13 protein-coding genes, 1 tRNA gene and 1 pseudogene are annotated in these 19,299 nt (G+C 65.9%); 4 read left to right on the top strand and 11 right to left on the bottom strand.

The annotated features are described in order from the left end of the window. The first annotated feature begins 61 nt into the window (after nt 1-61). Nucleotides 62-1,033: an ABC transporter permease gene (locus ACOQPQ_RS08945; protein ID WP_420639094.1), complete on the top strand. Its 972-nt coding sequence runs from the start codon at nt 62-64 to the stop codon at nt 1,031-1,033. Between the two features lie 109 nt (nt 1,034-1,142). Then, nucleotides 1,143-2,000: an ABC transporter permease gene (locus ACOQPQ_RS08940; protein ID WP_420639093.1), complete on the top strand. Its 858-nt coding sequence runs from the start codon at nt 1,143-1,145 to the stop codon at nt 1,998-2,000. Nucleotides 2,001-2,024: 24 nt separating this feature from the next. Here ACOQPQ_RS08940 and ACOQPQ_RS08935 read toward each other — a convergent pair whose 3' ends face one another. The 10 genes and pseudogenes from ACOQPQ_RS08935 to ACOQPQ_RS08890 all read right to left on the bottom strand — a co-directional run bounded on the left by ACOQPQ_RS08935 (nt 2,025) and on the right by ACOQPQ_RS08890 (nt 15,768). Further along, nucleotides 2,025-3,092 carry a transglutaminase family protein gene (locus ACOQPQ_RS08935; protein WP_420639092.1) on the bottom strand — a complete coding sequence of 356 codons (1,068 nt, stop codon included), beginning with the start codon at nt 3,090-3,092 and terminating at the stop codon, nt 2,025-2,027. A 13-nt stretch (nt 3,093-3,105) separates the two neighbouring features. Then, nucleotides 3,106-4,200: an alpha-E domain-containing protein gene (locus tag ACOQPQ_RS08930; protein ID WP_420639091.1), complete on the bottom strand. Its 1,095-nt coding sequence runs from the start codon at nt 4,198-4,200 to the stop codon at nt 3,106-3,108. Next, nucleotides 4,200-5,705, bottom strand: a complete 1,506-nt coding sequence (locus ACOQPQ_RS08925; RefSeq protein ID WP_420639090.1) for a circularly permuted type 2 ATP-grasp protein — start codon at nt 5,703-5,705, stop codon at nt 4,200-4,202. Before ACOQPQ_RS08925 ends, ACOQPQ_RS08930 begins: the two co-directional genes overlap by 1 nt. Nucleotides 5,706-5,929: 224 nt before the next feature. Further along, entirely contained in the window at nt 5,930-7,045 is a 1,116-nt protein-coding gene (locus ACOQPQ_RS08920) for a DUF222 domain-containing protein (protein WP_420639089.1), read from the bottom strand. Nucleotides 7,046-7,318: 273 nt separating this feature from the next. Next, nucleotides 7,319-7,597, bottom strand: a complete 279-nt coding sequence (locus tag ACOQPQ_RS08915) for a hypothetical protein (protein WP_420639088.1) — start codon at nt 7,595-7,597, stop codon at nt 7,319-7,321. 270 nt (nt 7,598-7,867) lie between these two features. Continuing rightward, nucleotides 7,868-7,942, bottom strand: a tRNA-Pro gene (locus ACOQPQ_RS08910). A gap of 83 nt (nt 7,943-8,025) precedes the next feature. Continuing rightward, nucleotides 8,026-10,593, bottom strand: a complete 2,568-nt coding sequence (locus ACOQPQ_RS08905; RefSeq protein ID WP_420640383.1) for a GLUG motif-containing protein — start codon at nt 10,591-10,593, stop codon at nt 8,026-8,028. A gap of 426 nt (nt 10,594-11,019) precedes the next feature. Continuing rightward, nucleotides 11,020-11,661, bottom strand: a pseudogene (locus tag ACOQPQ_RS08900) (S8 family serine peptidase); the annotation flags it as partial. Nucleotides 11,662-11,679: 18 nt separating this feature from the next. Then, complete coding sequence (locus ACOQPQ_RS08895) at nt 11,680-15,270, bottom strand: S8 family serine peptidase (RefSeq protein ID WP_420639087.1); 3,591 nt, start codon at nt 15,268-15,270, stop codon at nt 11,680-11,682. Nucleotides 15,271-15,288: 18 nt separating this feature from the next. After that, complete coding sequence (locus ACOQPQ_RS08890) at nt 15,289-15,768, bottom strand: CarD family transcriptional regulator (RefSeq protein WP_420639086.1); 480 nt, start codon at nt 15,766-15,768, stop codon at nt 15,289-15,291. Nucleotides 15,769-15,884: 116 nt separating this feature from the next. Between ACOQPQ_RS08890 and ACOQPQ_RS08885 the strand changes: the two genes are divergently transcribed. After that, entirely contained in the window at nt 15,885-16,907 is a 1,023-nt protein-coding gene (locus tag ACOQPQ_RS08885) for a hypothetical protein (RefSeq protein ID WP_420639085.1), read from the top strand. 6 nt (nt 16,908-16,913) lie between these two features. Here ACOQPQ_RS08885 and ACOQPQ_RS08880 read toward each other — a convergent pair whose 3' ends face one another. Further along, nucleotides 16,914-17,984, bottom strand: a complete 1,071-nt coding sequence (locus tag ACOQPQ_RS08880; RefSeq protein WP_420640382.1) for a glutaminyl-peptide cyclotransferase — start codon at nt 17,982-17,984, stop codon at nt 16,914-16,916. Between the two features lie 194 nt (nt 17,985-18,178). Here ACOQPQ_RS08880 and ACOQPQ_RS08875 point away from each other — a divergent pair, with 194 nt between their 5' ends. After that, nucleotides 18,179-19,267 (top strand): acyl-CoA dehydrogenase family protein, encoded by a 1,089-nt coding sequence (locus ACOQPQ_RS08875; RefSeq protein WP_420639084.1) that lies wholly within the window; start codon nt 18,179-18,181, stop codon nt 19,265-19,267. Nucleotides 19,268-19,299 lie beyond the last annotated feature (32 nt).

Here is a 19,299-nt window from a genome sequence, read left to right as displayed (position 1 = left end):
CGGATGGCAATAGGGAGTCCAGGTGGCTGAGCCTCATGGCTGAACCAGGCGGCTGATCCGGATGGTCGGGACAGGAACCCTGGTCCGGGCGATTCGCTTTGCTGCGCCGCGGCTGGGCCAGTTGGTGGTGGTCGTGCTGGCGGTGACGCTGCTGTTCTACTGGATGCTCAGCCTGTTGCCTGGCAACCCCTGTGTGTTGACCCTCAGCGGGGCGGCCACCCAGGAGCAGATCGACGAGTGCGAACGCGACCGCAACCTCGATCAGCCGGTCATCGTGCAGTGGGCCAAGTGGGGGGCCGACATCTTCACCGGCGACTTCGGCAAGTCGTACAACACCGGCCTCACCTTCAGCGAGTCGTTCACCAATGCGCTGCCCCGCACGCTGCTGCTGATGGTCTATTCCCAGGTGCTGGCCCTGGGGGTGGCCATTCCGCTGGGGGTGTGGTCGGGCTATCGCCAGGGCAGCGTGGGCGACAAAGTGACGAGTGGCGGGGCCTTCTTGTTGCTGTCCATCCCCGTGTTCGCGTTGTCCTTGATCCTGATCCTGGTGTTCGCGGTGAAGCTCGACTGGTTCGACCTGTCGGGCTACGAGCCCCTCTCCCAGGGTCTGGGCGCCCACTTCCGGGTGATGTTCCTGCCCTCCATTGCGCTGGCCGCCGGGCTCTTGCCGGTGTATCTGCGGCTGCTGCGCACCGATGTGATCGGCACCCTGCAGGAGGACTTCGTGGGCACCGCCCGGGCGAAAGGGCTGCCCACCCACATGATCCTGGGTCGCCATGTGCTGCGCCCCTCCAGCTTCACCCTGCTGACCGTGTTCGGCATCCAGGCGGCCCAAGCCCTCAACGGGGCCATCGTGGTGGAGTTCATCTTCGACCTCGACGGTCTGGGGTCGCTGCTGGTGGGCTGGGTGGCCGCCCGTGAGTACCTGCTGGTGCAGACGCTGGTGGCATTGATCGCGGTGGCGTTCGTCACCATCAATACCCTGGTGGATCTCTTGTATTCGGCCCTCGACCCCCGGGTGAGACGGAAATGAGCGTGATGGCTGCTCTCCGTTGTTGCCGAAGTGCCGGCTTGCCTGTGATCTACTTGGAGTGCCCGCAATGAGCGACGCCACCTCGACCGCGTATCTGAGTTCTCAGTCGATGAGCGCTCAACCCGCGGCGGCACTGGAAGTTTCGCCTAATCGGGGGGGCCGCAATGGGGCCTTGTTGGTGTCGGGGGTGTGGCTGGGCCTGCTGGTTCTCGCCGTGGTGCTCGTCCCGTGGCTGTGGTTCATCGACGATCCCTACGCCCTGGGCGGCGAGGCCAACCAGGGGCCGTCGCGGTCCCACTGGTTCGGTACCGACCAACTGGGCCGGGACATGTTCGCCCGGGCGATTTGGGGGGGCCGGGTGTCGTTGTCCATTGCCGGGGTGTCGGTGGGCATCGCTTTGGTGATTGGCTGCCTGGTGGGGGTGGTGGCCGGCTACTTCCGGGGAGCCATCGACACGCTGGTGGGCAGCGTGATCTACATCACCTTGGCCCTACCTGCGCTGATGTTCGCCCTGTTCATCGTGACCCTGTTGGGTCAGACCTTCTGGAACGTCACCATTGCCGTCACGATCTTGGCCATCCCGGCCATTGCCCGGATCGCCCGAGCCCAGACGCTGCGGTTCGCGGCCCGTGAGTTTGTGACCGTATCCCACATGATGGGTGCCCGCTGGCCCCGGCTGTTGTTCCGGGAGATTCTCCCCAACGTGATTCCGGCCATGGTCTCGATCGGATTCCTGGCGGTGGGCCTCGTGATCATTGCCGAGGGCAGCTTGTCGTTCATCGGGGCCAGCGTGAGTGCGCCCAACATCACCTGGGGGTCGATCATGACCGCGGGCAAGGGCAGGCTGGAGGAGAGCCCGCACATCTCCCTGATCACCGCAGGCATGATGTGCGCCACCCTGCTGGCCCTCAACTTCATCGGCGATGAGTTGCTCAAACGCCTCGACGTCCGCGAAGCCAGAATCTGAGCAGTCGCCCGAGGGCGATTTGAGCTATTGCTGCTGCTGGGCTGTTTGGCTCCGGGCTGTTTGGCTTTGGGCTGTGTTGCCCTTGGACTGAGTCCCCGGGGCGTGCGACACCAGGGGCTGCATGCGCGCGGTCGGCGGCTGGGCGGGATCCATGCGGCGGATTTCCACCGATGCCTCCATCCGAGGGGTGCCCGGCCCTGAGTAGACGCCCCGCAGTGGGGGTACGTCGTCGTAGTCGCGGCCGTGGCCGATCTTCACGTGCCTGCGGCCCACCGCCAGTCGGTTGGTGGGATCAAGCGGCAGCCAGCCCCGCCCGGGCACCGCCGCCTCGAACCACGCGTGGGTCTGCACCCGCACCAGGTCGCCTGCGGAGTCTGGGTCTGTCTCTGGCTCAGACTCGGGCTCACCGCGCTGGTCAGGCGTCCCGGTGATGCTCCCGTCAGGGTTCCCACCAGGGTCCCCAATGATCTGGCTGTCGGTGGAGAACAGGTAGCCCGACACGTAGCGGGCGGGAATGCCGACGCTGCGGCACATTGACACGGCCAGGTGGGCGAAGTCCTGGCACACGCCCGCGCCCTTGGCGAAGATCTCGGAGACGGGCACCCCGATCTCGGTGGCCCCCGGCTGATAGCTCAGGTACTCTCCGGTGAACTCATGGATGGCCAGCACGGTGGCCCAGGGATCGAGTTGGGCGTCCTGGGCCAGCCGGTTGGCCTGTTCGGCAATCTTGGCACACCAGTCGGTGTGGCCGGTGCGGGCCAGATACTCCAGGTGCCGATCCCGAAACTCAGGATCATGCTGGTTCTCCGGCTTCTGCTTCGGGTGATCACCCTCGGTCCGATCCCGGGTCAACACCGAGGCTTCGGCGATCACTTCCAGCGTGCTGTGGGCTTCGGTCACCCCGAAGTGGTCCACCTGGGTGCCCCAGTAGTCGATGAACGAAAGGGTCCGCACCGGGGGCGACACCGTCACCCGGTAGTTCAGGAGTTGCTGGGTCCCGTCGTTGATGGGACAGGCCCGCAGTTCGTTTTGCGACTCACGCACCGGCGCGTCGAACTCGAACCGGGTGCGGTACCTGATATCCAATCTCATGAATATTCCAGCCTCATGGAGCAATCCCTGGTCCAATGGCTTGGCTGTGAAGCTCCACGACCTCGGCGTGGCGGAAGAACGCCACGCTGATTCGGTCGGCCACATCCCGAATGCCCGATTCGAGATCCTGCAAGTACCGGGGCAGATCGCTCATCAGCTCCTCCAGGTCGGCGAACTCCAACCGGGACCGCAGGCGGCCCAGCACCTGACCGGGCAGTGAGCTGGTGTCGTCGGCAATGGCCCGGAGTTGGGATTCGCAGGCCTGCAGGCAGTAGAGCACCGACCGGGGAAACGATGGGCTCAGCAACAAGAAGCGCACGACGTCGGCCGGGTGGGGGGACGACTGGGAGGCTCGCTGATAGGCCTCCAGCGCCGACACCGATCGGAGGGTGAGCGCCATCTCGTCGTAGGACGAGCCGTCCAGTTCCGGGTACCGCACCATGAGCAGGCGGGAGGTCATGACCGCTCGCTCCAGCATCAGGCCGAGCATCAAGAAGCGGTACCCCTCACCCTGGGGCATGGTCGAGTCGATGATGCCGACCAGCGTCTGGCAATTGACCCGCACCTGATCCAGGGTGCCGAAGGGATCAAGTTCCATCATCTGAGCGAAGTTGCCTTGCGCGAAGCTGCCTTGGGAGAGGTGTCTCTGGGAGAGGTTGCTCTGGGAGAGGTTGCTCTGGGAGGAGCTGCTTTGGCGGAGCTGCAGGTGGAACTGGTTGATCTGCTCCCACAGCTCGGAGGGAATCTGATCTCGCAGCGAGCGCAGGTTCTCCCGGGCCCGCCCGATGCAGAACACCACCGAACCGACCAGGGCCGGTGACGACACCAGCCGGGTGGCGGTGGCCTGCACATCCAGCCCCAGCCCGGCCGGGCTGCGCAGCAGCGGGGGGGCGTCGGTGATTTGGGCGGCCACCTGCTGGGTGTTCTGGCCGATCTCGGGCACGTCCAGGCGAAGGGTGTGGACCAGATTCTGCATGCGATCAATGGATTGGGCCGGACTCTCGGCCACCGTGCTCATGAGCGTGGCCCGCACCATCCGGGCGGTGTCCTCGGCCCGCTCCAGGTACCGGCCGGCCCAGAACATGTCCTCCGCGTGTCGGGCCAGCATTACCTTCTCGCGGCCAAGTGCTCAGCGGCCTCGGCCTCGTCATCCGGGGTGTCCCCGTGGGTTCCCAACACCCACGTGTCCTTGGAGCCGCCGCCTTGGGAGCTGTTCACGATCAGCGATCCCTCTCGCATGGCCACCCGGGTCAGGCCGCCGGGGATGACCTCCACCTGTTCGCCGCACAGAACGAAGGGCCGCAAATCGATGTGGCGGGGGGCGAAGTCGTCCCCCGTCCAGGCGGGCAATCGAGACAGGTTGACCACCTCCTGGGCAATCCAGTTGCGGGGATCGGCCTCGATCTTGCGGCGGGCGTCTTCCAGTTCTTCCTCGGTTGCGTGCGGACCGATCACGATGCCGTACCCTCCGGCCTCGGCCACCGGTTTGACCACCAGCTCTTCGATTCGGGCCAACACTTCGGCCCGCTGGTCGTCGTCCCACAGCAGGTAGGTGGTGGCGTTGGGGATGATCGGCTCTTCCCCCAGGTAGTAGCGGATCATCTCGGGCACGTAGGCGTACACCGCTTTGTCGTCCCCGATGCCGTTGCCCACGGCGTTGGCGATCGACACCGTGCCTGCTCTGGCGGCGGCCATCAGGCCGGGGACCCCCAGCGTGGAATGGGGGTTGAACACCACCGGGTCCAGGAAATCGTCGTCAATGCGGCGATAGATCACGTCCACCCGCTTGCGCCCATGGGTGGTGCGCATCATCACCACGTGGTTGTCCACCAACAGGTCGCGACCTTCCACCAGTTCGACCCCCATGCTCCGGGCCAAAAAGGCGTGCTCGAAGTAGGCCGAGTTGTAGATGCCCGGTGTGAGTACCACCACGGTGGGGTCGCTGCTGCAGGCGGGCGGGGCAATGGACTGAAGGGCCCGCAACAGCGACCGTCCGTAATGGTCCACCGATCGCACGGAGGTGTTGGCAAAGGCGGCGGGCAGGAGTTTGGTCATGGCCGCCCGGTTCTCGATCACGTAGGAGATGCCGCTCGGGTTGCGCAGGTTGTCCTCCAGCACCCGATGCGTGCCGTCACCGTCGCGCACCAGGTCGATGCCCGCCACCAGGCAGCGGGCTCCCCGGGGGACGGGAACGCTCATGGCCTCGCGGGTCAACCCCGTACACGAGTCGATCAGCCAGCGGGGGACGATCCCGTCGTTGACCACGGCCTGCTCACCCACATACAGGTCATCGAGAAAGCGGTTGAGGGCGGTGACCCGCTGAATCAGGCCTCGCTCCAGGGTGGCCCACTCATCAGCATCGATGATGCGGGGGAACAAGTCCATGGGCCAGGTGCGCTCGGTGCCCTCTTCGTTGCCGTACACCGTGAAGGTGATCCCCTGACGGCGAAACGACTGGTCACGTTGTGCCTCCAGGGCCTGCACCTCAGAAATCGTGAGCCGGGAGAACCACTCCTGGACCTGGCGGTACTGCTCCCGGGTCTCCCCTCCCGAATCCGCCGCCTCGTCGTAGAACACCAGAGCCTCGGATGCGGCGGACCGGTCAGAAGCCATGCTCAACGGCCAGTCTCACGTGCTGGTCTTGCGGGCTGTCCGGGTCATGCGTGCCGATTCTAACTTTGGCGGGGCAGCCGGGTCGGCTGCGCCGGTTGCGTGGAGGCCGGGTGACTTTGATGGGTTGGCAATCTACCGGCGGTCGGCGACGGGCATGGGCATCAGGTACCCAGGTCATTCCGGTTGGTTGTTCTGACTTCGGCGGACCGGCAATTGCTGGGCAGTCAATGGCAGGGGTCGAGGGGTCGGCTTGCCGGGGGACTCGGGGGTTGTTGCCAGGGTGGCCGCAGGTAGTAGCGGCCGGTCTCGGGGTGCTGCTCGACGGTGTGGTTGCGGTGGTGGGCCTTGTCGTGGCAACTGTGGCAGACGAGGACGAGATTGTCGGGCTGGGTGGGTCCCCCGTGTTGCCACTCCTGGATGTGGTGGGCCACGCACCATTCCGGGCCCTTGCCACAGCCAATGCAACCCTGGTCTCGGGCCTCGATGGCGGCTCGCAACGCCGGGCTGGCGTGGCGCTGGGCGCCGAGCCACATGGGTTGGTGCTCGGCCTTGGTGAACAGGGCGGGGAGCACGTCGACGTCGCAGGCCAAGAGGTGGAACTCTGACTCGGGCAACGGCGTCCCGTCGGCCAGCCGAGGGTTGCCCAGCCGGTCGTCCACCAGGTCGTAGTCGGCAACCAGCACCAGCGTGGCCCGTTGGGGTTCACCGTGGCCGTCGGCATCGAGGTGGCGGGTCAACAGTTGTTCCAGGGCGTCGGCCCGTTGGTGCTGCATCCAACGGTGTTCCCGGCCACTACGGGCCCGCCACTTCAGGTCGGTGCAGTGGTTGAGGGCACGGCGGATGCGGGTAGCGGCCTGGGGATCGAAGAGGGCGAAGAGCTGCCACATTCCGTCGTCCCGCTCGGTGAAGCTCACGGTGCGCTTCCGGCGGAGCCGGTTGAGGCGGGCTTGACCGTCGTCACCGTCGAGTTCTTGCTGGTGCTCGTTCATGGTCTTCTTGAACTCGTCGGGGGTCTGCTCCTCGGCGGCTTGCAGCATCTTGGCCTCGTCGAGTCGGCCGTTCTGGTGGGCGGCGGTCATGATCTTGGCGTGTTCCGGGCTGATGCGGCTTTCGGACAGCGCATCTCGGGTGGCGGACAGCCGCTGGAGGTGCTCGGCCTGATCCAGGGTGTTCCGGGCCGCCCGGCCGCTCATCCGTAGGCCGCCGAGCACCTCTGCGGCGGGGGCCATGCCGGGGGTCCGACGCTTCTTCTCGGCGGCGGCTTGGGCGATCAGGCCTTCGTTGCGGCTCCGGACTCGACCGAGCGCCTGCAGATGCTCATCCAGCTCGGCATCGCTCATCCCGGCCACATCCACAGGTGCCCCCGCACAGAGGCACCCACAGGAGCAACTCCCGGCACTCCGGCCGTTTCCCCTGGTCACAAGCCCAAGACTCATGCCCCCTAGTCTACCCAGCAGGGTGACACATACCCCCAAAACCCCCAAGAAATCCACAAAACGGTGATACATAATGGGAACTACATGAATTACTACTTAATCTCGCTGCCATGGACGACAAGCGGGCACGTCCTTGGAATCCCTGCCTGGAAGCCTCGTGCAGTTGAGGCTTCCCCCTCACATCGTGGGGTCGACAATGCGATCAAGCTCTTCTCGATACGCCCGCGGGTCGAGGCCTCTGCTGAGATTCGTGTGTTGGGCTGGGGCCTCGTGGGTGGGGCACCAGTCCGGGGCCCACACTGAGACGCCCATGCTGTCGATGTCCGTACCGGGGGGCACCCGGATGAGCTTGCCGAAACGGTTCCAAAAAGTGTCAGTGCTTGTGTCCTGCGAGGCGACAGCAGCATTTGGGCGTTCATCCTTCTTGGCGGCCGTCGTCTTGTCCGTCTCCTCCATGCCGCCCAGACTACGTCCGCAATCGGCGAAGACCTGGCCACAAAGAACGGAACCCGGCAACAGTGATCGCTGTGGTCGGGATGAGGTGTCGCCGGGTGGCCATGGCGGCGAAGTTGCGGGGAATGGGCTCGGCTGGCGCGAATGGGCTCGGCTGGCGCGTCAGAGGGGATCGCGTTTGGCGCGCTAATCGTGAAACCGCGTCAAGTGCATCCGATGCCCGGTACGGGGGGTGGGGGATGAGGGTGGCGCTTTGGGGGTTGGGTGGTGGGGTCGGGCTGGCCGGATTTGAACCGGCGACCCCCTGCTCCCAAAGCAGGTGCGCTGACCAAACTGCGCCACAGCCCGGGTCGGAGTCCAGCGTAGCGGGATGGCGGGCTGGGCCGGCCGTAATATTGCCCCCAGTCAGTCGCTGCTGGGTTTGGGCGGGGTCAGGTGGGGGTGGGTTGGGTCCGGTGGGGGGCGCATTCGTCGGTGGCCTCCTGGGCGGGTTCCCCGTAGGTTTCCTGCACCTCTCTGCATTGTTGGGCGAACAGGGTTTCGAAGAGGTGGGTGTTGTTGGCGGCCAGGATTTCGAGGGTTTGTTGGCGGGCGATGGCGGCGCGCCTTGTGCGGGGCAGTGAGCAGGTGTCGGCGACGCCGTCGCCGTTGCTGTCGAAGGGGTAGGTGGTGAGCCCGCCGAGGCTGCGGTTCACGCAGAAGTCCGGCCCGGTGATGACGCCGGAGTAGAACTCGGGGCCGGGTTCGGCGGGATCTGGTTTGGGGGCTGTCGGGACGCTGGAGCCGCTTCGGTGGGGGGCGCATTCGTCGGTGGCCTCCTGGGCGGGCTCCCCGTAGGTTTCCTGGACCTCTCTGCATTGTTGGGCGAACAGGGTGTCGAAGACGTTGGGGGGTAGGCCGGCCAGGGCTTCGAGGGCTTGTTGGCGGGCGATGGCGGCGCGCCTTGTGCGGGGTAGTGAGCAGGTGTCGGCGATGCCGTCGCCGTCGCTGTCGAATGGGTTGGTGGTGGCCCCGCCCAGGCTGCGGTTCACACAGAAGTCGGGGCCGGTGACGTTCCCGGAGTAGAAGAGCTCGTCGGTCTCGTCGTCCGCCGGATTCTCGTTGGTCTTGTCGGGTGCGGGGGACGGGTTGCTGGACGACGGAGGTGGGGCACGGAAGACGGGTGCTATCACGACGGGTGCTGGTTTCTGCGGGGTGGGGTCGGTCTCGGTGATTTGCTCGGGCTCTTGGTCGCGGTCGTCGTCGGTCTCGGGTTCCTGGTTGTGGTCGTCGTCGATGCTGCTGGCGGCAGCGCCTTCAGCCTTGTCGGTGTCGGTGATATCGGTGTTGGTGGAGGGGCAGATGGCGGGTTGGGTGTCAGTGTCGGTTTGGATGGTGGGGTAGTGGCAGTTCAGACCGAAATCCCAGGTGGTCTTGGGCCAACCAGAGTAGATGCCGGTGTAGTCGGCCGCGTCCACCGCAGTCTCGGTGTCCTGTTGCAACTCGGTGGTGGTCTTGGCGGCGGTGTCCGGACTGCCCAAGCTGCTGGCATGTCCGGTGGTGGTGCTGTCCCAGTAGCTGTTGGTGATGGTGTTGAGGTCCCCGTCGGCCACGAGCCCGCCGGTGTCCCGGGTTCCGGTGATCGCGGTGGTGGCGTAGCTGTTGGTGATGGTGCTGAACCAGGCGGCCGCTACCAGCCCGGCGGCGTCGTCACCGGTGGCGGACCCGTGGGCGTAGCTGTTGGTGATGGTGATATTGGTGGCGGTGCCCACCAAGCCTCCGGCGCTCTCACCGGTGACGGTGCTGTCGGCGGAGCTGCGGTTGATGGTGGCCCGGTGGGAGTAGCTTTCTCCGACCAGACCCCCGGCGTCGTCGCCGGCGGTGACCGTCACCTCCGCGGAGCTGTCGGTGATGTTGCCGGTGTTGCGCCCGCCCAGGCCGCCGGCGTCGTCATATGTGCCATCCGCGGTGACCGTACCGGTGACGTGGACGTTGGTGATGGTGCCGTGGTTCTCACCGGCCAACCCACCGGCGTAGTAGCCGCCGTGGTTGAAGTAACCGTCCGAGGTGTACCAACCGGCGGGGCCCTGCACCGACACCGACACCCCGGCGACGTTCAGGTTGCGGACTTCCCCGCCGGGGAGGATCTCCCCGAACAAACCGAAATACCCGGTCGGTTCACGATCATCGGTCGTACCCGTCGGGATCCGGTTGGCGATCAACAAATTGGAGACGGTGTGACCGTTGCCCTCGAACACCCCCCGATACCCGCCCGGCCGGTAATTCCTCGACGGACCCCCGAGGCCATCCCCGATCGGCTCCCACCCCCGTCCCGAGTTCCACCAAGCGCCGTCGTGGTCGTCGCCGTCCACGTCCCCGTCCCCGTCCGAATCGAAATCCAAGTCCCCGGTCAGCTCGTAACCGGTGCAACCTGTGGTCGGGGGGCAGCCCATCCCGTCCACCGCCTTGGTGAACGCCCCCAGGTACCCAGTCCGGGACGCCGGGTCCACAATGCCGTCCCCGTCCAGGTCGTACCGGACGGCGTCGAGATGGGCCAGTGTGGAGATCTCGATCAGGCCGTCGTCGTCCACGTCGTACTCGATCACGTCGAGGGCCTCCAACACCGCGAAACCGTGACCCCACACGTTGTTCGGATCAGGCATGGTGTCGGGATCGTCCGGGGTGATGTCACGCTGAATGGCGCTGTCCTGGATATAGGAAACGATCTCCGCCGGGGTGTCGTACGCCTCGTCGCCGGCGAAGCGCTGCCTGACCAGCGCCACCAGCCCGGCCACATGCGGCGACGCCTGACTCGTACCCCGCATCCAACACTGCTCCTCCCCCCGCGCAAACGGCTCCCGGGTGGTGATCCGGGCACAATCCACCCCCACCACATCGGGCTTGACCCTCCCGTCCACCGTCGGACCCCGATTGCTATAGGGCTCCACGGTCATCGTGTCGTAATGGGGGGCAGCTCCCACCGTCAACATCCCCGGATTCGTGCTGTCGGCTGGCGTCACCAAGTGACCACCCTCAGAAGCAGGCTTCAACCCCTTTTCGGCGTACGAGATCAACTGAATCCACTCTGGATCATCCTCACAGCCTTCATCGACTTGCACTCGGATTTCGTAATCGGCATTCGGGTTTTCGGCCTTCCTTTCCCATAACATAGCGTCATACGAGAACTCATTATACCCAAATTGTATGTCATGTAGACTGTCAGCTAATGGCAGTCCGGTGCTGACATCATACAAATAGATGCCCAAGTCACACTGCACATCTGACCAGTCCTCCTCCCACCGAAGCCGGGCAAAGATTCTCTCCCCTGGCTCAAGTTGGATATCGTTGCCGACATCAGGGTCGTCCGCGGTGCCAAAATTGTGTACCACAGTGGTGTTGCCCTCATCATCGGTCACCTCGGTCCGCTGGAACGCGCCGTACCACGTATTCTCGGCACCATTGCCCGCAATGCTCACCCACACCGCCCCACTCTCGACCGCCAAGTCGATGGCAGCGTAAACACTGTCCCAATAGGGGGATGTCCCATCACCAGGGCCCTCAAAACCGTTAGTAATGGAATAGTTGATGACATCAACTCCTTCCTCAATCATCCACTCAACGATGGGGAATTTCCGGGAGCCAGCCTCCAACTCGCCGACATACAATGTTGCCTTGGGCGCAATGTCCATCAGCGACTCAGCCACTGCCGTTCCATGGGTCGCAGTGTCGAACCAATTGCCACAATCAGACATATCAGTGGTGTTTCTGGTCCAGCCATTGCAGCGGATGGTGACTTCTTCCGGCAGTTCACCCGCGTCCTGCAACTCGGCGAACTTCGCGAATCCGATGTCGATGACCCCTACCTTGATCCCCTGTCCCAAGTATCCGGCCCGGTGCCACGTGTCCGCATTGGTGAGCCACACCGCCTGATTGCCCACCCCTGGATCATCTTGTGGGACAACGTCCTCGCCCGATGCCCGAGCCTCCCCCGCCCAGGCCAGGGCCAGGAAAAAGACGGCAGCGGCCAACAAGAGGAACCACGAGGAAGGGACGCCCGCTGCCTTGGTTGCCGAACAAACTGGTCTCATGGCTTGGTGCCCACCCGCTCAGGTGAGGGTGTCGTTCGCCCGGTGGGGGGCGCATTCGTCGGTGGCTTCTTGGGCGGGCTCCCCGTAGGTTTCGTTGACTAGTTGGCATTGTTGGGCGAACAGGGTGTCGAAGAGGAAGGCATTGTTCTCGGCCAGGATTTCGAGGGTTTGTTGGCGGGCGATGGCGGCGCGGCGGGTGCGGGGCAGTGAGCAGGTGTCGGCGATGCCGTCGCCGTTGCTGTCGAAGGGGTAGGTGGTGAGCCCACCGAGGCTGCGGTTCACGCAGTAGTCCGGCCCGGTGATGACGCCGTTGTAGAACTCGGGGCCGGGTTCGGCGGGGTCCGGCTCCTGGTCGGTTGAGGGTGGGGTGGCGGAGGTGGTGCCGCGGTGGGGGGCGCAGTCGTCGGTGGCCTCTTGGGCGGGCTCCCCGTAAGTTTCGTTGACCTGTTGGCATTGTTGGGCGAACAGGGTGTCGAAGACGGCAGGGGGCAGGCCGGCCAGGGCTTCGAGGGCTTGTTGGCGGGCGATGGCGGCGCGGCGGGTGCGGGGCAGCGCACAGGTGTCGGCGACGCCGTCGCCGTCGCTGTCGAAGGGGTAGGTGGTGGCCCCGCCCAGGCTGCGGTTCACACAGAAGTCCGGGCCGATCACAACCCCGGAATGGGACGCCACTGCGGATTCGCTGACCTCCTTGGGCTCGCGGACCTCCTGGGGCTCGCGGACCTCCTGGGGCTCGCGGACCTCCTGGGGATCGTCTCTCTCGACGAGATCTAGGGGCGATTGGTCGGACGAGGGCGAATCCTCCTCAACCGCCGATTCCGGCGTGACGAGTTCGGAGGAGTCCGAGGGCGTGACGGAGGGCGAGTCAGGAAACGCGCAGGCTATGGGTTGCCTGCCGTCACCGCCGCTGGCGGGCACAATCGCCGGGTAATGGCAGTTGAGACCGAAGTGCCAAATGTCCTTGGGCCAATCGGCATAGATCCCCGCGTAGTCGGGAGCGTCGACGAGAACCTCGGTGTCCTGACGCAACTCGACGGTGGTCTTGGCCGCGGTGTCCGGGCTGCCCAAGCTGCTGGTCTGCCCGGTGGTCTGGCGGTCCCAGTAGCTGTTGGTGACGGTGTTGAGGTCCCCGTCGGCCACGAGCCCGCCGGTGTCCCGGGTTCCGGTGATCGCGGTGGTGGCGTAGCTGTTGGTGATGGTGCTGAACCAGGCGGCCGCTACCAGCCCGGCCGCGTCGTCACCGGTGGCAGCACCGTGGGCGTAGCTGTTGGTGACGGTGACCTCGGTGGCGGTGCCCACCAAGCCTCCGGCGCTCTCACCGGTGACGGTGCCGTCGGCGTAGCTGCGGTTGATGGTCGCCCGGTGGGAATAACTCTCGCCGACCAGGCCCCCGGCATCGTCGCCGGCGGTGACCGTCACTCTTGCGGAGCTGTCGATGATGGTGCCGGTGTTGCGCCCGACCAGGCCGCCGGCGTCATCATATATGCCGTCCGCGGTGACCGTTCCGGTGACGTGGACGTTGGTGATGGTGCCGTGGTTCTCACCGGCCAATCCACCGGCGTAGTAGCCGCCGTGGTTGAAGTAACCGTCCGAGGTGTACCAGCCGGCGGGGCCCTCCACCGACACCGACACCCCGGCGACGTTCAGGTTGCGGACTTCCCCGCCGGGGAGGATCTCCCCGAACAATCCGAAATACCCGGTCGGTTCGCGATCATCGGTCGTACCCGCCGGGATCCGGTTGGCGATCAACAAATTGGAGACGGTGTGCCCGTTGCCCTCGAACACCCCCCAGTACCCGCCCGGCCGATAGTTGCGCGAGGGACCCCCGAGGCCATCACCGATCGGCTCCCACCCCGCACCACCATTCCAGTAGGCGCCGTTGTGGTCGTCGGCGTCCACGTCACCGTCCCCGTCCGAATCGAAATCCAAGTCCCCTGTCAGCTCGTAACCGGTGCAACCTGTGGTCGGGAGGCAGCCCATCCCGTCCACCGCCTTGGTGAACGCCGCCAGATACCCAGCCCGGGAAGCCGGGGCCACAATGCCGTCCCCGTCCAGGTCGTACCGGACGGCGTCGAGCTGGGCCAGTGTGGAGATCTCGATCAGCCCGTCGTCGTCCACGTCGTACTCGATCACGTCGAGGGCCTCCAGCACCGCGAAACCGTGACCCCACACATTGTTCGGATCAGGAAACGTGTCGGGGTCGTCCGGGGTGATGTCACGCTGAATGGCGCTGTCCTGGATATAGGAAACGATCTCCGCCGGGGTGTCGTACGCCTCGTCGCTGGCGAAGCGCTGCATGGCCAGCGCCACCAGGCCCGCCACATGCGGCGACGCCTGACTCGTACCCCGCATCCAACACTGCTCCTCCCCCCGGGCAAACGGATCACGGGAGGTGATCCGGGCACAATCCACCCCCACCACGTCGGGCTTGACCCTCCCGTCCGTTGTCGGACCCCGATTGCTATAGGGTTCCACGGTCATCGTGTCGTAATACGGGGCAGCTCCCACCGTCAACATCCCCGGATTCGCGCTGTCGGCCGGAGTCACCATGTGACCACCCTCAGAAGCAGGCCCCAACCCGTTTCTTCCCCGCAAGGTCAACTGGATCCACTCCGGATACTCTTCGCACTCCTCGTCCACCTGCACCCGAATCTCGTAATCGGCATTGGTATTGTCAGCTTCCCTTTCAAACACCAAGCTATCGAATGAGAACCCATCCAATTGGAGTTGAGGAGTTATGCTCCTGGCTACCTGGTCGCCGGTGACTGCGTCATACAGGTAGATGCCCAGACCACACTTGACATCGGACCAGTCCTCCTCCTGCCGAAGACGGATGATGATGTACTCGTCTGAATCCACTTGGACTTCGTTGCTGAAATCAGGGTCATCTACAGTGCCAAAATTGTGGACAACAACAGTTTCTCCCTCATCATCGGTCACCTCGGTCGGCTGGAATGGGCTGTACCAATTTTTCAGGGCATCATTGCCAGCAATGTTCACCCATACTGCCCCGCTCTCGACGGCCAGGTCAATGGCGTGGTAGAGGCTGTTCGAATAGGGTGATGTCCCGTCGCCGGGGCCGTGAAAGCCGACAGTGACGGAAAAGTTGATGACATCAACCCCTTCCTCTACCAACCACTCAACGACAGGGTATACCTCGCTGCCACCCCATATCTCGCCAAAATAGAGCTCCGCTTTCGGCGCAATGTCCATCAGCGACTCGGCTACCGCAGTTCCATGTGAAGAGGGATCTCGGATGGCGCCACAATCAGACACGTCGTTGGTGATTTCACCCGTGCGTTGGCACCGGATGGTCACCTGTTCCGGCAGTTCACCCGCGGCCTGTAGGGCGGAGAACTGTCCCAATCCGATGTCGATGACCCCTACCTTGATCCCCTGCCCCAGGTATCCGGCTCGGTGCCACGTGTCCGCCCTGGTCAGCCACACCGCCTGATTGCCCACCCCGGAATCGTCTTGTCGGACAACGTCCTCGCCCGATGCCCGAGCCTCCCCCACCCACGCCACGCCAAGAAGAACGACGGCGGCGGCCAGCACCAGCGACCACGGGGCACAGACGCGCACCGCAGGAGCCACCGAAAGAACTGATTTCATCGCCTGTTGCCCACCTGCTCAGGTGAGGGCGGCCTCCACCCGGTCGAGGGCTTCGTCCTCGGAGACGTTGAGGGAGAAGCTCAGCTCCGACACCAGCACGTTGCGGGCCTTGGTGAACAGGCTCTTCTCCCCGGCGGAAAGCCCCTTGTTCTGATCCCGCAGGGCCAGGTTCCGCACCACCTCGGCCACCTGGTACACATCGCCGGACTTGAGCTTCTCCTGGTGGTTCTTGAACCGACGGCTCCAGTTGGCCGGCTCTCGCACGTCACGCTTGCGGAGCACCTCGAACAGATCCTCCACGTCCTCGGTGGAGATGGGCCAGCGCATGCCCACCTCCTCGGCCTTGTCCACCGGCACCGACAGGACCATCTCACCGTGGGCCATGCGCAGCACCAGGTACTCCGTCTTCTCCCCGAAGGCCTCTTTCATCTCCTTCTTGACCACGGTGGCGGCACCGTGGTGGGGATAAACGACCTTGTCACCTTTTTTGAACGTCATCTCACTCCGTGGGCACTCAAGGGAACCCCTCAAGGATGCCATCCTCGGCGGCGCTTTTGCATCTTTGCTGACGTCTTCCCGACGTTTGCATCTTCCAGAGGGCAGTATGGGCGGAGATGGCATCTGTGCGTACCGAGGTAACCGAGATCGTCACCGGGCTGGGGATGCTGGGCTTGTCGTCGGTGGGCGAAGCGTTGGCCCGGCGACCGTCGGCCATGTTGGGGGTGGACGACCGGCACTACGAGCGGTTGGCCGCTGCCTGGGCAGACGGCCGGCACCGGCTGCAGTTCGAGGAGGCGTGGGCGAACGGCGTGGCGTTTGCCGCCGCCGAAGACGGTCTGCGGGGTCGGCCCCCGAAGCGGGTGGAGTGGAAGGGACCGCACCAGGCCCCCTCCTACGAGCAGACACCCGCCGATCTGCGGATCGACCACGTGTATCTGGTGAGTTGCAAGTACGGGTCGAGGCTGTTGCACAACGTGTCGCCGGGCCACTTGTTCGACCGCCTGTTGGTGGAGCGACGGGGGAGCACGGGAGATTGGTACGCCGAAGTGGCTCCGGTGGAGTACCAGGCCCTGTACCGGGCCGCCCGGGACCACCTGTCGTCCGATGAGGGCGGGTTCGACGACTTGCCGACGGCGGTGACCGCACTGAGCGCCGACCAGCACAAGCGCTTGAAGCGGCCGTTTGCCCGGCGGTGGCCCGAACCGCTGGCCGAGCCCGCCCACTGGTTCTCGGTGGCGGTGTCGCAGGCTTCGGCGGAACGTTGGCTGTCGGCGCTGGGCCAACGGTCGTCCCGCCGGGAGGAAGCCCTGTGGCGTCTGCTGCGACTGCAGCCCGCCCCCTACTTCGTGTTGGGCACCGATCACCGTCGCCGTCCGGTGCGCTACCGGGTGGACACCCCGTGGGACTTTCGCCAGCGGTACGCCTTCAAGTCGTTCGACGTATGGCCCGAGGCCCGGGTGCAGCCGGTGGTGCGTTGGCGGGGGGATCTGATCGTCAAGGCCACCGATACCCCGGTGTACGTGGACGGCCACGTGGAGGTGCGCTGGAGCCACGGCCGATTCCAGGGATCGCCGGAAGCCAAGGTGTATCTGCGTACCCCCCACCTGGACACCCCCGGCTATTCCGAGCTGCGGTAGGCAGGCTCAGGGCCCTCCGTCGAATCGCACCTCGAACACGCTGGGCCAGCGTTTGCCGGTGAGGAGGAATGTACCGGTCTCGGACCGATAGGCGATCCCGTTGAGCACGTCGTTGGTGTCGGCGTCGGCCGGATGGGGGCTGATGATCCCGGCCAGGTCGGCCTCGGCCACCACGAGGCCGGTGGTCGGGTCGATGACCACGATGCGGTCGGTGAGCCACACGTTGGCCCACACCGTTTCGCCGACGCACTCCAGTTCGTTGAGCCGATCGACCGGGGTGCCGTCGGCCTCGGTCACCGCCACCGAGCCGAGCAGGGCAAATGTCTCGGGGTGGCGGAAGAACAGCGCCGCCGATCCGTCGCTCATCACCAGGCGGTCGCCGTCGTGGCACAGTCCCCAGCCCTGCCCCTGGTAGGCGAACCGGTCCAGCAGCTCGAAGGAGTCCTGGTGGTAGACGCCCGCGGTGCCCGCTTGCCAGGTCAGCCAGATCAGGCGGTCGCCGACCAGGGCCAGACCCTCACCGAAGTGCTCGGGATCGGCCGCCGTCTCCCGGAGGACCTGGCCGGTGGTCAGATCGACCATGCGTAGCACCGAGGCTCCCCGCAGGCCTGTGCTCTCGTACACACGGCCCTCGGACCACAGGAGCCCCTGGGTGAAGGCGCTGGTGTCGTGGGGGTGGGTGGCCACCACCTGATAGTCGAGCTCACCTCGCCAAGGATGGTCCGGCGTCGGGGTTGGGGTTTCGGAGCTGGTTGGCGGCGGGGGGCTCGGGTCGAGCGTCGGGGTCGGTGGCGGCAGGGGGCCCGGTAGCGCGGTCGGCGGCGGCTGGGGGCCCGGTATCGGGGTCGGAATAGGGGTCGCCGGGGTGGCAAGCGGGCTTGGTTCCGACGCGGGGGTTTGGGCTTCGGGGATCGTCTCGGGGGTTGGCTCACGTGATGATCCGGGCGTGGGCGCCGGCGTGGGCGAGCCGGTGGCCCCAAGAGCCGGTGCGGAGGTCGGCGGCGGTGTGGAGGCAGGGGCGGTTGGGGTCGCCGTCGTGGCCGGGGGCGGGGGCGTGCCGGTACCGCAGGAGGCCATCACCAGGGCCACCACCACCGCCACCAGGGCGGCCCGCGCCGCGGCGATGGCTGGGCCGAGTGGCCTTGGGTTCCTCGTTCTCCTGCCGGTCAGGACCGCCATTCTGGTCGTTCGGTGTGACCGGTTCTTGGTCGGGGCCATCCGGCCACCGGCTCGGGTGCGCTCATCGGAACCCGGAGTGCCACACTGGGGCGGTGGATTTCTCGTTGCCCGAGCAGGAGCAGGCCGTTGCCGAGCTGAGTCGACAGATTCTGGGTGATCTGTCCACCCCGGAGCGTCACAAGCAGCTTGAGGCCGACGGGGTCAGTCACGATGAGCAGGCGTGGCAAGCCTTGGCCGACGCCGGCCTGGTGGGGATCTCGTTGCCGGAGGAACTCGGCGGGGGCGGACTGGGATTTCTGGCCACCAGCCTGGTGGTGGAGGAGATTGGACGGACCACCGCCCGGATACCGCTCCTGGCACCGGTGGCCGCCATGGCCCTGGCCCAATTCGGTGAGGATCGCGAACTCCTGAGGAAGCTGGCCGACGGATCGGCGCTGGCGTCGCCCGCCCTGGAGGAGGCGGGTCGCCAGCCCGCCCACCCCGCGACCACGGCCACCGCCGACGCGGCCGGTGGCTGGCGGCTCACCGGGACCAAGGAGATGGTGCCGTTCGCCGGCCGGGCCGACGTGCTGGTGGCCCCGGCAACGACCGACGCCGGCGCCGGGCTGTTCGCGGTGGCCGTGCCGTCGGACGGCGTCGCCATCACCCCCCAGGAGACCACTTCGGGGATGGTGGAAGGACGAGTGGTGCTCACCGACGCACCCGCCGTGCGGTTGGGGACCGGGTCGGAGCCGGTGAGGTGGCTGGAGGAGCGGTGCATCGCCGCGCTGAGTGCGGCCACGGTGGGTGTGGTGAGCGAGGCCCTGCGCTTGACCGCCGCCTACACCAGCCAGCGGGAGCAGTTCGGCCGCCCCATCGCCACCTTCCAGGCCGTGGGCCAGCGGGTGGGCGACGCCTACATCGACACCGAGGCCATCCGCCTGACCGCCCTGCAGGCCAGTTGGCGCCTGGATCAGGGCTTGGAGGCCTCCACCGAGGTGGCGGTGGCCAAGTACTGGGCGGCCGACGGGGGTCAGCGGGTGGCCAACGCGGCCCAACACCTCCACGGCGGCATGGGGGTGGACCGCGACTACCCGTTGTGGCGGTACTACGTGTGGGCCAAGCACCTGGAGTTGACGCTGGGCGGGGCCACCGACCAGCTCCTGCGCATCGGCGATGCCCTGGCCGCGGGCACGGCCTGAGCCCGCGTGCCTGCCCCCGGCAATGACGTAAG

Origin of the sequence: Candidatus Poriferisocius sp., from assembly GCF_965219775.1 — a bacterium.
Classification (GTDB): domain Bacteria; phylum Actinomycetota; class Acidimicrobiia; order Acidimicrobiales; family Bin134; genus Poriferisocius.
This window is presented reverse-complemented; position numbering and strand designations above follow the sequence as displayed.

Bases quoted from the DNA above. Each gene is read 5' to 3' on its own strand.
- ACOQPQ_RS08945 (WP_420639094.1), top strand. From the start codon at position 62: ATGGTCGGGACAGGAACCCTGGTCCGGGCGATTCGCTTTGCTGCGCCG.
- ACOQPQ_RS08940 (WP_420639093.1), top strand. From the start codon at position 1,143: ATGAGCGCTCAACCCGCGGCGGCACTGGAAGTTTCGCCTAATCGGGGG.
- ACOQPQ_RS08935 (WP_420639092.1), bottom strand. From the start codon at position 3,092: ATGAGATTGGATATCAGGTACCGCACCCGGTTCGAGTTCGACGCGCCG.
- ACOQPQ_RS08930 (WP_420639091.1), bottom strand. From the start codon at position 4,200: ATGCTGGCCCGACACGCGGAGGACATGTTCTGGGCCGGCCGGTACCTG.
- ACOQPQ_RS08925 (WP_420639090.1), bottom strand. From the start codon at position 5,705: ATGGCTTCTGACCGGTCCGCCGCATCCGAGGCTCTGGTGTTCTACGAC.
- ACOQPQ_RS08920 (WP_420639089.1), bottom strand. From the start codon at position 7,045: ATGAGCGATGCCGAGCTGGATGAGCATCTGCAGGCGCTCGGTCGAGTC.
- ACOQPQ_RS08915 (WP_420639088.1), bottom strand. From the start codon at position 7,597: ATGGAGGAGACGGACAAGACGACGGCCGCCAAGAAGGATGAACGCCCA.
- ACOQPQ_RS08895 (WP_420639087.1), bottom strand. From the start codon at position 15,270: ATGAAATCAGTTCTTTCGGTGGCTCCTGCGGTGCGCGTCTGTGCCCCG.
- ACOQPQ_RS08890 (WP_420639086.1), bottom strand. From the start codon at position 15,768: ATGACGTTCAAAAAAGGTGACAAGGTCGTTTATCCCCACCACGGTGCC.
- ACOQPQ_RS08885 (WP_420639085.1), top strand. From the start codon at position 15,885: ATGGCATCTGTGCGTACCGAGGTAACCGAGATCGTCACCGGGCTGGGG.
- ACOQPQ_RS08880 (WP_420640382.1), bottom strand. From the start codon at position 17,984: ATGGCCTCCTGCGGTACCGGCACGCCCCCGCCCCCGGCCACGACGGCG.